Source organism: Cohnella cellulosilytica, from assembly GCF_042431195.1.
Taxonomy (GTDB): Bacteria; Bacillota; Bacilli; order Paenibacillales; family Paenibacillaceae; genus Cohnella; species Cohnella cellulosilytica.
Window position 1 is genome coordinate 230,671 of the sequence record NZ_JBHMDN010000008.1, and the last position, 13,045, is coordinate 243,715.

Genomic DNA, 13,045 nt, shown 5'->3' on the forward strand with positions numbered 1-13,045 from the left:
TAAGCTATGCTGGCATCGCGGCCCCGAAGGAATTATGATAGATCTGTCGGAGAGAATCAATTAACGGGAGTTGCAGCGATGACGGCTTACGAGAAACCGGATTTGGCGATAAGCGAAGTAGAAAATGTATTGCGGCGTCATCTCGGGCCAGAGGTGGCGGAGATTGCGCCGATGTCGGGCGGAAACTTGAGCAGCGTGTTTTCGTGCGTTGTCGAAGGAAAAGGCTATGTTGTGAAGTTCAGCGATCTGGATGGCGCGTATGAGACGGAACGGTACGTATCGAATTTGCTATCGAACGAGGGTATTCCTTTTCCCAAAAGCTTGGTTTTGGACAAAACCGGCCAACTCGCCTATTTGATCATGGAGCGAGTAGAGGGACGCACCCTGGCCGATTGCACGGCGGAGGAACAAACCCGCCAGTTGCCGGAAATGATCGGCATCCTGTCAACAATGGCCGAAATAGATGTGGGGACAACGTCGGGATACGGATGGATCGGTCCTGACGGCAACGGAGCTTATGCGTCTTGGAAGGACTTCGTCGTTGCCGTAAATGCGGAAGATCAGACGGGGACGTTCTGGGAGAACTGGTACGAGCTCTTCCGCACGTCCTGCCTGGAGAGGGACGTATATGAGGAAATCTATAGTCGTTTGATGACCTACATTCCCTATAACGAACCGAATAGACGCTTTATACACGGAGATTTTCATCAATGGAATATTTTGTCCGACGGAACGCGAATTACCGGCATCATCGATGGAAATTGCGTGTATGGCGATCCTCTTGTAGACCTTGCGATTCTCGATCGGCATATGCCTGGGAACGACGTTGCGAAGTCGTATCAAATCTACCATGAAGAAGCCGGGATCGCGATTCCCGACTTCAAGGAGCGGCTGATCGGCGCCTATTATTTCAAGGGACTCGACGGCCTTCGATTTTACGCCAAGATGGGATGGAAGGACGCTTATCAGGGCACACGAAGCTTCCTTCTAAACTTAAAAGCTTAACGGCAAGAAAACGGGCAGAGGTTAAAGGAGTGCGGCAGTCGGCCGGAATGTTGACAGAAAATAACGGATTAGACTGCCGCTGCTTTGTTGAACTCACGTACTCGTCAGTAAAACCGTGTATGGCGCGGCTTATTTCTCCAACTCATAACGGGTCGCGATAATGCCCGACTTGAGCGTTCGGCTGGACAGCAGCTTGAGCTTGATTTTCTCACCGCTGCCGTCAAATACCGTTTTTCCGCCGCCGCCCAGGACGACCGGACAAATCGTCAGCAGGAATTCGTCGATCAAGCCAAGCTCAAGCAGCGTCTTCGCCGCGCCCGGACTGCCGAAAATCACGAGATTTTTGCCAGGCTGCTCCTTAAGCGCCTTGATTTCCTCTGCGATATTGTCCTTGATCAGCACCGTATTGTTCCATTCCGCCTTGTCCATCGAGCCGGAAATGACGATTTTCTTAACCTCCTGCACCCATTTGGCATGCTCCATATTGTGCGTCGACGCATTCGGATTGTCCAAAACCGTGGGCCAGTAGCTCTCCATCATTCGATACGTCGTGCGTCCGTATACGGGAGAGCCGACTCCGGCTACGACCTCTTCGGCGTATTTCTCGAGTTCCTCGTCGTACGGAATCCAGTCCAGTCCGCCGTTCGAATCCGACGCATACCCATCCAGTGACACATGCATGAACAATACAAGTTTTCTCATATTCGTTTCTCCTCTGATTCCAAAATTTATTTTGCCGATTGTTTTGGCCTTTGGGCCGGCGTTTCGTCTTGTCCACAAGTTCACTATAAATCATTACGTTACGTTAGGTTCAAGTGGAAATCCGAATTTTTATTAACTACCGTTTTCCCACACCCAAATCCACCCAGTATTATCCAGCCGTTATTCTACCCAATCGAAGGCTTTTCATTAGCAGTTTTTGGTGTATTATGAAAAGTAGAGTAATTATCATCGGAGAATGATTTAAACCGATTGCTGCATCAGCTCATTTCTCAAGGAGGAGTAAGGATGAGAGCGATTGTCTATTCCGAGTACGGACCGCCCGATGTGCTTCATCTGAAGGAAATAGAGAAGCCGGCGCCGAGGGACAATGAAATCCTGGTGAGAGTACATGCGACAACGGTAACGGCGGGGGACTGGCGGATGCGGAAGGCCGATCCCTTCCCGGCAAGGCTGTTTAACGGCCTCATGCGGCCGAAAAGAGAGACGATATTGGGGTTTGAGCTGTCCGGAGAGGTTGAAGCGGCAGGCAAAGCTGTAACGCGATTCAAGGTCGGCGATCCGGTGTTTGCGTTTTGCGGGTTCGGCTTTGGCGCCTATGCCGAGTACAAATGTCTGCCCGAAAATGGAGTCGTGGCCATCAAACCGACCAATGTGTCGCACGAAGAAGCTGCCGCGGTTCCCGTCGGGGGGATAACCGCTTTGAACATGCTTAGGAGAGGAAATATCGCGAGCGGGAAGAAGGTTCTTATCTATGGAGCCTCGGGAAGCGTGGGCACCTATGCGGTACAGCTTGCCAAACAGTATGGGGCAGACGTAACGGCGGTATGCAGCACCGCTAATCTCGAGATGGTGAGCGCGATAGGAGCCGATCGGGTCATAGACTATACGAAACAGAATTTCGCGGAGAGCGGAGAGAATTATGATTTAATCTTTGATGCCGTTGGGAAAAAAATATCGAACATCGCCAAATCAAGCTTCAAGAAAACGCTGCATCCGAACGGAACAATGGTGAATGTGAATATGTCGCACAAATTTCGCGTTGAAGAACTCCTTTTCCTCCAAGAGCTGCTTGAAGCCGGCAAAATCAAACCGGTCATTGATCGAAGCTATCCGCTGGAACAGGTTCCCGATGCCCATCGTTATGTGGAACAGAAGCATAAGAAGGGGAATGTCACGGTCACCGTTATCAAGTAGGGTGCTGCCGGATGTCAGGCACATAACAAATAATTCAAGATGAAGCGAGGTAGGGCGTGTATGCATACTCCGAGGATAGCAGATGTTGCCGAATTTTCGTTCCATGCAAGGAACTTTTGTGAAGGCGTACCGGGGGTACGTCAAGCAAAAGTGACGCAGCAGGGGGCGAAAAGGCGGTGAAAGATGCCTCTGAGCGGGTTTGCATACACGCCCTAGGCAGATTGTCCGGCATCAGAAAAATAATCGGGTTCGTATTGGCCGAATGACGCAAAAAGCCGGTTTTCACCCCGTTAAGCGGTGTGACCGGCTTTTTTTATCGCCTTTTTCGTCGTATGACTTCAACCTTCCGGGATTTTCTTACTGAACCTTTTTCCCCGCGGGAGCGAATTAAGAGTTGTAACACGTTCAGGAGGGGCCCCCATGAATGATAAAGAGTTACTTCCCTGGCTGGAAAAAGCGACGTCGGGCGACGAGTCCGCCTTTCAGCTTGTCTACCAGGCGACTCATCAAGACGTCTATCGGACGGTTGCTTTTCTCGTCTACAACAAGCAGGACATTGAGGATATCGTAAACGAAGTTTACATCCGCATGTGGCGGTCGTTTCGCAAGTACGATTCGAGCCGGCCGTTCCGGTTTTGGCTGCACGGAATCACCGTTCGTCTTGTCCAGGACTGGAGAAGGAAGGCCTGGCGGCGAATTCGCCTCTTTGAACGAAACCGCCAGATGATCAGCGAGCAGTTCGACTGGACGGACAAGGCCGTCCTGCAGTCCGAGATGCAGCTTGAGCTGTTCGGCCTTGTCCGCCAACTGTCGTACAAGCTGCGCGTGGTCGTCATCCTGCGCTATTTTCACGACTATGCGCTGGAGGAAATCGCACACCTGCTGCAAATCCCCGTTGGCACGGTCAAATCCAGGCATCATCTGGCGCTGAAAGAGCTCCGGAAACGATGCGAAACGACGGGAGGGGAAGAGTATGTCCATTGACAGGGAATTGCGCGAAGAGCTTCGCCAGGCGGCCGATTCGATGCCATGTCCGCCCGATCTGTACGACCGTGTCCGGCAGTCCTATCAATACTATGCGAATGCAAAGAGAGGTAGATCTCCGATGAAAAAACGCCTGCTGGCAGGGATCGTCGCAGCAGCCGTCCTGATTCCATCCGTCGTATTTGCCGCTTCCTATCTGGCCGATGATATTTTCGGTTCTTCTGCAGCCATTGAGCAGCGCGGCGGCACACAGGAGGATTATCAGGAAATCGAGGCCATGCTGCAAGCGGCAAAAGACAAGCTCACGGAAGACGAATTTCAGGACTATATGGAGCTGACCAAGCAGTTGATGCAGTTAAAGCTGAAGATCACCGACGCCAACGGGATCAAGCACGAGGATAGGCTGACCGCGGAAGAACGGCAGCAATTCGAACAGCTCTCCTCCAAGCTGGCCCCGTATTTCGAGAAGATCAACGAATCCGCCAAGCCATAAGAAAATAAAGCAGGGCCCCGTCCGATGTGGATGGGGCTCTTTTGAATACTTGATCCTTGCATTCAAATGATGTACATTGGTTTTATATTGACATTACAGAAGGTCTAAAAAAAGGAGGAGCCATGTCACCGCGTACCAAAGAACAGAACGACGCGATCCGCGAGATGCGGATGAGCCAAATTATGCAGGCGGCTGCGGAAGTGTATTTGGAGAAGGGCATTCAGTTGGAAATACGCGACGTTGCGGTCAAGGCCGAGCTCGGCTACGGAACCGTGTATCATTACTACAAAAATAAACACATGCTGTTGGAAGATCTACTGTGGGATGCCCTGAATCAAGCGGAGACGGCGGTGCAGCCCGCTTGGACGGGGGAGGGCGGCGGCTTGCTTCAAGCGGAGACGTTCTCCCGGCTGCTCCTGCGAAAGTGTGTCCAGGACCCCGCCGTATTTATTTTGCTTAAAACGGTGGCGGATAATTTTCATCATTTTCCGGGCAACCGGTTCGCCAAGCTGTTCGGCGTTTTTCAGGAACGGATCTATTTGCCGTTTGTGAAGCTGATTCGCGAAGGGCTCAGGTCCGGGTCGGCGGAGAAAACCGCCAATCTGATATTCGGCTCGCTTGTCGGCTGCGCGGCATTGAACATTCATCACCATATGCGGAACGAGATCGATGAGGATGAGATCGTCGATCTGATTTTTTCAGGCGTACGGCCGAAGGAGAAATGAAGGGCATGGTCATCCTGAAATCGAAAGCAGAAATTGAGGAAATGAGAAAAGCCGGCCGAATTGTCGCGGCTTTTCATCAAGCCATCGCGGACATGATCCGGCCGGGCGTCACCACGCTCGATATCGAGTCGTTCGCGGTGCGATTCCTGAAGGAGAAGGGCGCCAAAGCGTACACGATAGGCTACAACGGTTATCCGTATGCGACATGCGCGTCGGTCAACGACGTCGTTGCGCATGGTTTTCCGAGTCGAAAGCCGCTGAAGGAGGGCGACATCGTGACAATCGACATCGTCGCGCAGGCGGATGGCTGGGTCGGCGATTCGGCTTGGTGTTATGCAGTCGGCGAGGTGTCGCGGGAAGCCCGCGATCTGATGCGGGTAACGAAGGAATGCTTGGATCTGGGCATCGAAAAGGCGGTCGTCGGAAACCGGATCGGCGATGTGATGCACGCGGTTCAAACCCATGCCGAACGCAGCGGGTATTCCGTGGTGCGCGATCTGCTCGGTCACGGCGTAGGCAAGGAGATGCACGAGGAGCCTAACTACCCGCACGTCGGGACTCCGGGCAAGGGGTTCCGCTTGAAGGAAGGAATGGTGTTGACGATCGAGCCGATGATCAATGCCGGCAAAGCGTTCATGACGGTTGATGCCGACGGCTGGACCGCCAGAACCGCCGACGGCTCGCTTTCCGCGCAGTACGAGCATACGATTGCCATTACTTCGGATGGACCGGTTATCTTGACCGCGCAGTAAGCCCGGCTTTGGCCAGAGTAACACTTCCGCTTCGCCTACAATATGATGAGTCTAGAAAGCCTAAAGAGGTGAACCAATGGCAGTCGTAAAAGCCAGGCAACAAGATATCGATATGTTGGCGAGGTTGCTTCGTGCGGAAGCTGAAACCGAAGGCGAAATGGGCATGCTCCTTGTCGGAAACGTCGGCATTAACCGAATCAGAGCGAATTGCTCCGATTTTAAGGGACTCCGGACCATTCCCCAGATGATCAACCAGCCGCATGCGTTCGAAGCGCTGCAGCACGGGATGTACTATCAAAGCGCAAGAGACAGGGAGCGCCGTCTGGCGCAGCGGGCCGTGAACGGAGAACGGAACTGGCCGGCGAATTACTCCCTATGGTATTTCCGTCCGGGAACGTTCGACAATCCCGGCCCCTGTCCGCCAACCTGGTACAATCAGCCGCTCGCAGGTCGCTGGAAGAAGCATTGCTTTTATGAACCGACCGCGGAAGAATGCGAAAATGTCTATAACACGTTCTGATTCTATCGTCCAGAATAATAACGCAAGGACCTCGCGGCATAGCTGGCGAGGTCTTTTGCGTTGGGGATTCTCAAATCCCCTTATGTTGATGGCTCATTCTCCCTTAACAATATCATCTTGTTTTTCAATCATGATTTGAAAAAACTTCGTGACGGCCTGCAGCTCCGATTCCGAGAACGAATGCAAGGCGGCTATAAATCTCCGTTCTATAACTTCATGCATCATCGCATGCACGTCAAAAACCTTTCTGCCCTTAGGAGAAAGAGTAAAATATTTTTCTTTCTTATTGTCCACCATCTGACTTCGCTTAATAAATCCTTCCGCAAGCAATTTATTGCTGATTTTCGAAATGCTGGCTTTGGATAAATTCATTTTTTCTGCAATCGTTGTCGTGTTTACGGGCTCGTAATTCCCGATGCAATCCATGACATGCACAGTCGTTAAATTGTTAGGAATGGTTGAAATGCCTTGTATCCGCGCCAATTCAATAAACTCGCCAATTTCGGATGAAAACATTTGTTCGGTTAAATGAGTGAAATGAAGAAACCGCTCATACAGTATTCGCTTCAATCCCTCAGACATAAGGCCAGACCCCTTTGCAAAAATTAATCTTTTCTTTACCCGATCACTCAAACAAGAGCTGATACTCAATATTGTTTACCTATTAATTATTTTATCATACCTTTCAAGATTGTTCAAAACCTTATCTCGACAACGTTTTGTGAAGAATCTCTTTGTTATCTTATTCAAACGAAACCAGTTGACAGACAATTAATTTTAAAATATAGTTTCTTTGTTAACAATAATGTAAGCCGCGCAGCTGCAGCCTTGTTCTTCGAAAACCGAACGGAGGATTGCTATGAATTTTTCCCAATTGATAAAAGAGCGCCGAACCATACGCAGGTTCAAGCCGTCACCGGTTCAACAGCAGCTCGTGCTTGCCTTGCTCGAGCAAGCCGCGACTTTATGGGGCGCTGAGGGATCGCAGAACTGGCGCTGTATGTATTACGACTCAACAGAGGCGCATATACGTCTTGCGGAAAGCATGCTTGCCAAAGTAACAGCCAGTCAGCTTGGGAAGTTTATCCCTTCTAAAATGACAGAGCTTCTCACCAAACCTGTCCTTAACACACCGGCTCTTCTGGTTTTCATTGCCGCAGCTGGTGACAATCAACGGCAGAGCGACGAAAATTACGCCGCCGTCTGCAGCATCATGCAAAACCTTCAATTGCTTGGCTGGGAAGCCGGTCTGGGAATGCTTTGGTACACAGAGCCGTTTTTGAACAATCCGTCATTTTTTGAGGAGATCGGCTTACAGCCGGGCGAGCGGTTTGCCGGAATTTTAAACATTGGATATTTTGACAGGGCGCCCAGAGCTCGGAGCAGAACACCCGCAGAACGGAATTGGACGGAATTCACAACGAATAGCCAAACGCTCAAGGATAATGAGCATTCTTATGTACCGTCAGAAAGCATCCTGGAGAAATTGAACATAGCTGTCTGGGCGCCGAATGACGGACTTCGGGAACCGTGGCGCTTTATTTACGTGACCGATGACGAAGCGGTTGCCAAACTCCAGCCTTCACGCGGGAATAGCTCGCCCTCCTTCCTTGTCGTTGTGGAAAAAAAAGAAACCGACCCTCATAAGCAGGGGGAGGATTATGCCGCAATATGTTGTTTGATTCAGAACTTTGATTTGTTAGCCAAGGCCGAGGACTGGGATGTACGCCGCACAATTCCGGAATGGGTGTATGAACCGCAACCGCCTATTCCACTTAAGATTCATCAACAAGAGAAAATCGTGGCTGTGCTGGAAATCGGGAAGATGGAACAACGTCCGCGTTCGTCTCTAGCTTCCCCGGCGTTAAATGTAACCAGACTCTGAATCAGTATTCGTTTTATCCGTCTATTTGACAGGCAGGATAATTAATCTCTATACTTTTCTTAAATCCCTGCTCACGGAAGGACTGACGGTCTCTAATGAATAACGAACAACTGGAACGAATTCGTTCAGGCCAAGGATTCATTGCCGCGTTGGATCAAAGCGGAGGCAGCACGCCCAAAGCGCTGCTTCAATACGGTATCGAGGAATCCAGCTATGCGAACGAAGAAGAGATGTACAAGCTGGTTCATGACATGAGAACGCGAATCATCACCTGTTCTGCATTCGATTCGAAATCTATTTTAGGCGCCATCTTGTTCGAGAATACGATGAATCGAACCATCGACGGTCTGTATACGGCGGATTATCTCTGGAAAAAGAAGGGTATTGTGCCTTTCCTGAAAATTGACGAGGGACTCGCCGATTTGGAGAACGGCGTACAGGTTATGAAACCCATGGCGGGGTTGGATAACCGGTTAGTCCAAGCTATCGATAAGAATATTTTCGGAACGAAGATGCGCTCGGTCATTAAAGAGGCGAACCCGGCCGGCATTCGAACTCTCGTCGAACAGCAGTTCGACTTTGCGAAGCGCATATTCGCGGCAGGACTTGTTCCTATCGTGGAGCCCGAAGTAGACATCAACAGCAAGGATAAGGTTGAATCGGAGAAGTTGCTTAAAGAAATGATTCTGGAGCAATTGTCGCGTCTCGAACCGAACGTAAAGATTATGCTGAAGCTGACAATTCCGTCCGTAGACGACTTCTATGAAGAGCTGATGGACAATCCCCACGTCGTCCGGGTTGTCGCTTTGTCGGGAGGATACGAGATGGAGGACGCCAATGCAAGACTTGCTCGCAACCGCGGGCTGATTGCCAGCTTCTCGCGCGCGTTGGCGGAAGGATTAACCTTGCAACAAACAGATTCCCAATTCGAAGAACGGCTCGGCGGCACCATTCGCTCCATTTTCGAAGCTTCTATTACTTAATAGACGAGTGACATCCATTCAAAAATTTAACCCAAATCTAAAACCCAAGAGATATTCCACGGCGGGAGTTTCTCTTGGGTTTTATCTTCGTTGCAATGTGGTGCCGGGAGAGTATCACATAAAGGTCTGCGCTAATGTACATAATCCTTTAAAGCTTTTTTAACAACCATTCTAATAAAAGCACTTTTCGTAAGACCATTCTCGTCAGCAAGATCAGATATCAATCGATTCTCGTCCGAAGAAAGTCTGATCGTAAGGGCTTCCAGTATTCGCTGGACTTACTGGAACATTGTTGGACAGAGAGAGCGAATAAGCGAGCGCAATCAGATAATCCATACGAGAGTATTAAAGTACAAGGAGAGGAGAGGTTAAGTATGGGCAATGTGATTTCCAAGGACGGCACGAGTATCGCTTACGAGCGCAAAGGGGAGGGGAGTCCGATCATTCTCGTGGATGGGGCGTTCTGCAGCCGGTCTTTTGGACCAATGGGCCGATTGTCATCGCTCTTGTCCGAGCGTTTCTCCGTCTATATTTACGACCGCAGAGGCCGGGGAGACAGCGGCGACGCTTCGGCGTACAACGTCGATCGCGAAATCGAAGATCTGGATGCTATATTAAAAGAAGCAGGAGACGAGGCGTCCGTGTTCGGCATGTCGTCAGGCGCCATGCTCAGCCTGCTGGCAGCCGGCGGCGGTCTGCCGATCCGCAAGCTGGCTTTATTCGAACCGCCTTACTTGCCAGGCGGTGCAGGCGACCTTGCTCAGGGCGATCCTGCGGCGCGAATCACCGAATTGGCGCGGTCCGGTCGCCGGGGCGACGCAGTAGGGGTGTTCATGACGCAAGTTATGGGAATGCCGGAAGAGGCCTTTAGTGGAATGCGACAGGCACCGACGTTTCCGGCGATGGAGGCGGTAGCGCATACGCTTGCCTACGATGTTATGATTACAAACGATCGCTCGCTTGCAGGGAAACTGGCGCAGATTGCGACACCGACGCTCGTCATTGGCGGAGATAACAGCCCCTCGCTGCTGCGGCAGGCGGTCGAGTCCATCGCGGATGCCATGCCTCATGCAGAGCGGCGAATGTTGTCAGGGCAAACGCACGACGTCAACCTGGACGTTCTTGCCCCGGTTCTGGATGCGTTCTTCGCATCTTGAATCGTCAACTTCCTTTCGAGCCGACATATGGAGTAAGCGAACACATGAAAGGGACGTGGCCCCATTCCTGCAGGGGCCACGTCCCTTGTATATGCCGCGCACCGAACGGTTCACATCGTCATTCTCAAAACTTGGGCAGGATGTACTTGGCCAAGAAATACAGGATGCCGAAGAAAATGATCAGGTAGGCCGCATACTTGATGAATGTAGCTGTCACCCGGCTGGAATCCGATCTTTTCTCGATATGGCGCTCTTCCACCTCGATGTTGCGCTGATCGGTAGTCATGCGAATCAACCCTTTCTTTATAAGTTGATATTGTTTACCCCGAGCCAGCGCCAGCCAATCACGAGAAGGGAGGGAAGGACCCTACGAGTCGTCGATTGATCAATAGACCTCCAATCAGTTCAGCGCGTAACGTTCATTCACGTTATCCTTCCAGTACCACTCCAGCAGATCGCCTTCCGCTTCCCACATCTCGTCGAACATCTTGCGGATATTATCCAACGACACGACAGAAGCCGCATTCGGATCCAAAGCAACCGCGTAGAAAGCCTTCTCCTTGTTCCTCTCCAGGATGGACTCGACGGTCAGCTGCACGCATACCGCATTGGCATGATTCAAACCGGCGAGGTGGGTAGGGAGATTTCCGACAACGGACGCATTGATGCCATGCCGATCCGCAAAACAAGGGACCTCTACGCACAGCTTGCTTGGCAGATTCGTGATCAACCCGTTGTTCATGACATTCCCGATAAAACGGAACGGACGATCCGTGACGATTCCGTCCATAATGCCGGAGGTGTACTCGCTCGACTTCTTCAGCTCGCCCGTTAGCTGGGCTTCGCCATCGATACCGTCGCGGAGCCATTCCCGTTCGTGAACTTCCAACGCTTCCCGAACCGGGTCCCTGGGCTTCAGGTGATAATGCTTCATCAATTCCGCGTTACGGCGGAAGTACGGCATGTACTCGGAATCATGCACGTTGCTCTCCGTTGGAAAATAACCGAACTTGCGTATTACCTCGACACGCACGGATTCGTTTTTCAGAAACTCGATCTGCTCGTCCGTACTCGGATGGGCCAAGGTTTGACGCAGCAAGGGATACAAGTCCTCGCCGGTGTCCGCGCGTTGATATTCCAGGAACCAGGACAAGTGGTTGATGCCGGCAACCTTATAGGTTACGTCTTCATCCTTGAGCCCGATGAATTTGGTGATTTCGCTGCTCGTATGCTGAACGCCGTGGCAGATCCCTACGTTTTTGATACTGCTGGCCAAAGAATGAATCATCGTAAGACCGACCATTGGATTCGTATGATTGAGCAAATAAGCGTCGGGGCAATACTTCTCCATATCCCGGCAAATTTGCAGCTGAACAGGAGCCGTGCGCATCAGACGGAAGGCAGCGCCTACAGAATAGGTATCGCCTACGGTTTGTTCGATTCCATACTTGCGCGGGATCTCGATCTCCAGGTTATACGGGAAGCCGTAATAGGCGCCGCCGCCAACGGAGACCGAGGTGATGACAAAGTCCGCTCCGGGCAGAAGCCGGGTACGATCCGTGCTGCTCTCCACCTTAGTGGGCAGCTTGTACTTTTCGATCGTGTTTCGAACATAGTCCGTAATCTTCTTCAGCCGTTCCTCATGCACATCGCACAAGCAAATGGTTGCATCTCGCAGCGATTCCATGGACATGATGTCAATGCTTAATCTGCTGCCAAAACCGCTTCCCGCTCCAATAATCACAATCTTCATTCGGATCACTCTCCCAATTTTCTTGTTTCCACTCTCTAATTCTATTATATGCGCTTTTCAGCCTTTGACAGCTCCGGAAGAAAGACCTTTAATAAATTGATTTTGCAAGGAAAGATACAGAACGATAACCGGCACACTGGCGATCAGACAGCCGGCGGCCATACGCTCGACATAATGAGAATATTGCGAGAAAAAGGAGGAAAGGCTGACCGTGATCGTTTTCATCGCATTTTCCTGCAAAAAGAAGAGAGAAAAGTTGTAGTCGTTCCAGATCGAGACGCCGACGACAATAAACGCGGTAGCCGTAACCGGCTTGAGCAGCGGGAATACGATTTGCAGCAGCAGCCTGATACGGCCGCAGCCGTCGATCCAGGCCGATTCGTCGAGTTCCCTGGGCAATGTGCCGATGAACCCGGTGTACAGGAAAACGATCATCGGCAGGTTAAACGTAATGTGAAGCACGATGATGGACGCGTATTGATTCATCCCGCCCAAATCGACGATCAGCTTGTACAGCGGCACGAGTACGGTCAGATTCGGCACGATCATGCAAGCGATGAACAACGAGTAGACCGCGTTGTTGAGCCGCGTTCGGTAGCGGGCGAGCGGATAGGAGGCGATCGCGCCGATCAGGATGACAAGGCCGATGGAGACGGCCGTAATGATGACGTTGTTCAGCAGCGCCCTGCCCAGGTTGGCGTTGACCCATGCCTCGGCGAAGTTGGCCATGCGAATTTCGCGGGGCGGAAGCCAGAGCGAGCGGAAAGCGGTCGGCGATTTCAGGGCGAGATTAAGCAAAATGTAGAAGGGCACAAGGTGAAGCGCCCCGATGGCAACCAGGCTCGCCCTTCCCGCAAGTCGTACCGTCACG

At 51.4% G+C, this 13,045-nt stretch carries 15 protein-coding genes; 10 read left to right on the top strand and 5 right to left on the bottom strand.

Going from position 1 to position 13,045, the window contains the following annotated elements:
- Window positions 1-78 precede the first annotated feature (78 nt).
- Window positions 79-1,005, top strand: a complete 927-nt coding sequence (locus tag ACFFT4_RS05860) for a phosphotransferase family protein (RefSeq protein WP_378045848.1) — start codon at window positions 79-81, stop codon at window positions 1,003-1,005.
- Window positions 1,006-1,134: 129 nt separating this feature from the next.
- Here the strand turns inward: ACFFT4_RS05860 and ACFFT4_RS05865 are convergent, their stop codons facing one another.
- Window positions 1,135-1,707, bottom strand: a complete 573-nt coding sequence (locus ACFFT4_RS05865; protein ID WP_378045849.1) for a dihydrofolate reductase family protein — start codon at window positions 1,705-1,707, stop codon at window positions 1,135-1,137.
- Between the two features lie 306 nt (window positions 1,708-2,013).
- Between ACFFT4_RS05865 and ACFFT4_RS05870 the strand changes: the two genes are divergently transcribed.
- From ACFFT4_RS05870 to ACFFT4_RS05895, 6 genes are all read left to right on the top strand, one after another.
- Entirely contained in the window at window positions 2,014-2,922 is a 909-nt protein-coding gene (locus ACFFT4_RS05870; protein ID WP_378045851.1) for an NAD(P)-dependent alcohol dehydrogenase, read from the top strand.
- A gap of 420 nt (window positions 2,923-3,342) precedes the next feature.
- Window positions 3,343-3,906: a sigma-70 family RNA polymerase sigma factor gene (locus ACFFT4_RS05875; protein WP_378045852.1), complete on the top strand. Its 564-nt coding sequence runs from the start codon at window positions 3,343-3,345 to the stop codon at window positions 3,904-3,906.
- Window positions 3,896-4,399 carry a DUF3600 domain-containing protein gene (locus ACFFT4_RS05880; protein ID WP_378045854.1) on the top strand — a complete coding sequence of 168 codons (504 nt, stop codon included), beginning with the start codon at window positions 3,896-3,898 and terminating at the stop codon, window positions 4,397-4,399. The genes ACFFT4_RS05875 and ACFFT4_RS05880 overlap by 11 nt, the downstream gene beginning before the upstream one ends.
- 122 nt (window positions 4,400-4,521) lie before the next feature.
- Window positions 4,522-5,124: a TetR/AcrR family transcriptional regulator gene (locus ACFFT4_RS05885; protein ID WP_378045856.1), complete on the top strand. Its 603-nt coding sequence runs from the start codon at window positions 4,522-4,524 to the stop codon at window positions 5,122-5,124.
- A 5-nt stretch (window positions 5,125-5,129) separates the two neighbouring features.
- Complete coding sequence (map, locus tag ACFFT4_RS05890; protein WP_378045857.1) at window positions 5,130-5,876, top strand: type I methionyl aminopeptidase; 747 nt, start codon at window positions 5,130-5,132, stop codon at window positions 5,874-5,876.
- A gap of 76 nt (window positions 5,877-5,952) precedes the next feature.
- Window positions 5,953-6,396 carry a cell wall hydrolase gene (locus tag ACFFT4_RS05895; protein ID WP_378045859.1) on the top strand — a complete coding sequence of 148 codons (444 nt, stop codon included), beginning with the start codon at window positions 5,953-5,955 and terminating at the stop codon, window positions 6,394-6,396.
- Between the two features lie 93 nt (window positions 6,397-6,489).
- Here the strand turns inward: ACFFT4_RS05895 and ACFFT4_RS05900 are convergent, their stop codons facing one another.
- Complete coding sequence (locus ACFFT4_RS05900; RefSeq protein ID WP_378045861.1) at window positions 6,490-6,978, bottom strand: MarR family transcriptional regulator; 489 nt, start codon at window positions 6,976-6,978, stop codon at window positions 6,490-6,492.
- 277 nt (window positions 6,979-7,255) lie between these two features.
- On the opposite strand from ACFFT4_RS05900, the gene ACFFT4_RS05905 reads away from it, so the two are divergent.
- From ACFFT4_RS05905 to ACFFT4_RS05915, 3 genes are all read left to right on the top strand, one after another.
- Window positions 7,256-8,281, top strand: coding sequence for a nitroreductase family protein (locus ACFFT4_RS05905; RefSeq protein ID WP_378045863.1), 1,026 nt, complete (start codon window positions 7,256-7,258; stop codon window positions 8,279-8,281).
- A 95-nt stretch (window positions 8,282-8,376) separates the two neighbouring features.
- The gene (locus tag ACFFT4_RS05910) at window positions 8,377-9,264 is read left to right on the top strand and encodes a fructose bisphosphate aldolase (RefSeq protein WP_378045865.1); all 888 of its coding nucleotides are present in this window, start codon (window positions 8,377-8,379) and stop codon (window positions 9,262-9,264) included.
- A gap of 374 nt (window positions 9,265-9,638) precedes the next feature.
- Window positions 9,639-10,421: an alpha/beta fold hydrolase gene (locus ACFFT4_RS05915; RefSeq protein WP_378045867.1), complete on the top strand. Its 783-nt coding sequence runs from the start codon at window positions 9,639-9,641 to the stop codon at window positions 10,419-10,421.
- Window positions 10,422-10,545: 124 nt separating this feature from the next.
- On the opposite strand, the gene ACFFT4_RS05920 is transcribed toward ACFFT4_RS05915, so the two are convergent.
- The 3 genes from ACFFT4_RS05920 to ACFFT4_RS05930 form a co-directional block, all read right to left on the bottom strand.
- A complete protein-coding gene (locus tag ACFFT4_RS05920; protein ID WP_378045869.1) occupies window positions 10,546-10,707 on the bottom strand; it encodes a hypothetical protein in 162 nt (53 codons plus the stop codon).
- A 114-nt stretch (window positions 10,708-10,821) separates the two neighbouring features.
- Window positions 10,822-12,174 carry a family 4 glycosyl hydrolase gene (locus tag ACFFT4_RS05925; RefSeq protein ID WP_378045871.1) on the bottom strand — a complete coding sequence of 451 codons (1,353 nt, stop codon included), beginning with the start codon at window positions 12,172-12,174 and terminating at the stop codon, window positions 10,822-10,824.
- Between the two features lie 57 nt (window positions 12,175-12,231).
- Window positions 12,232-13,044, bottom strand: a complete 813-nt coding sequence (locus ACFFT4_RS05930; protein WP_378045872.1) for a carbohydrate ABC transporter permease — start codon at window positions 13,042-13,044, stop codon at window positions 12,232-12,234.
- Window position 13,045 lies beyond the last annotated feature (1 nt).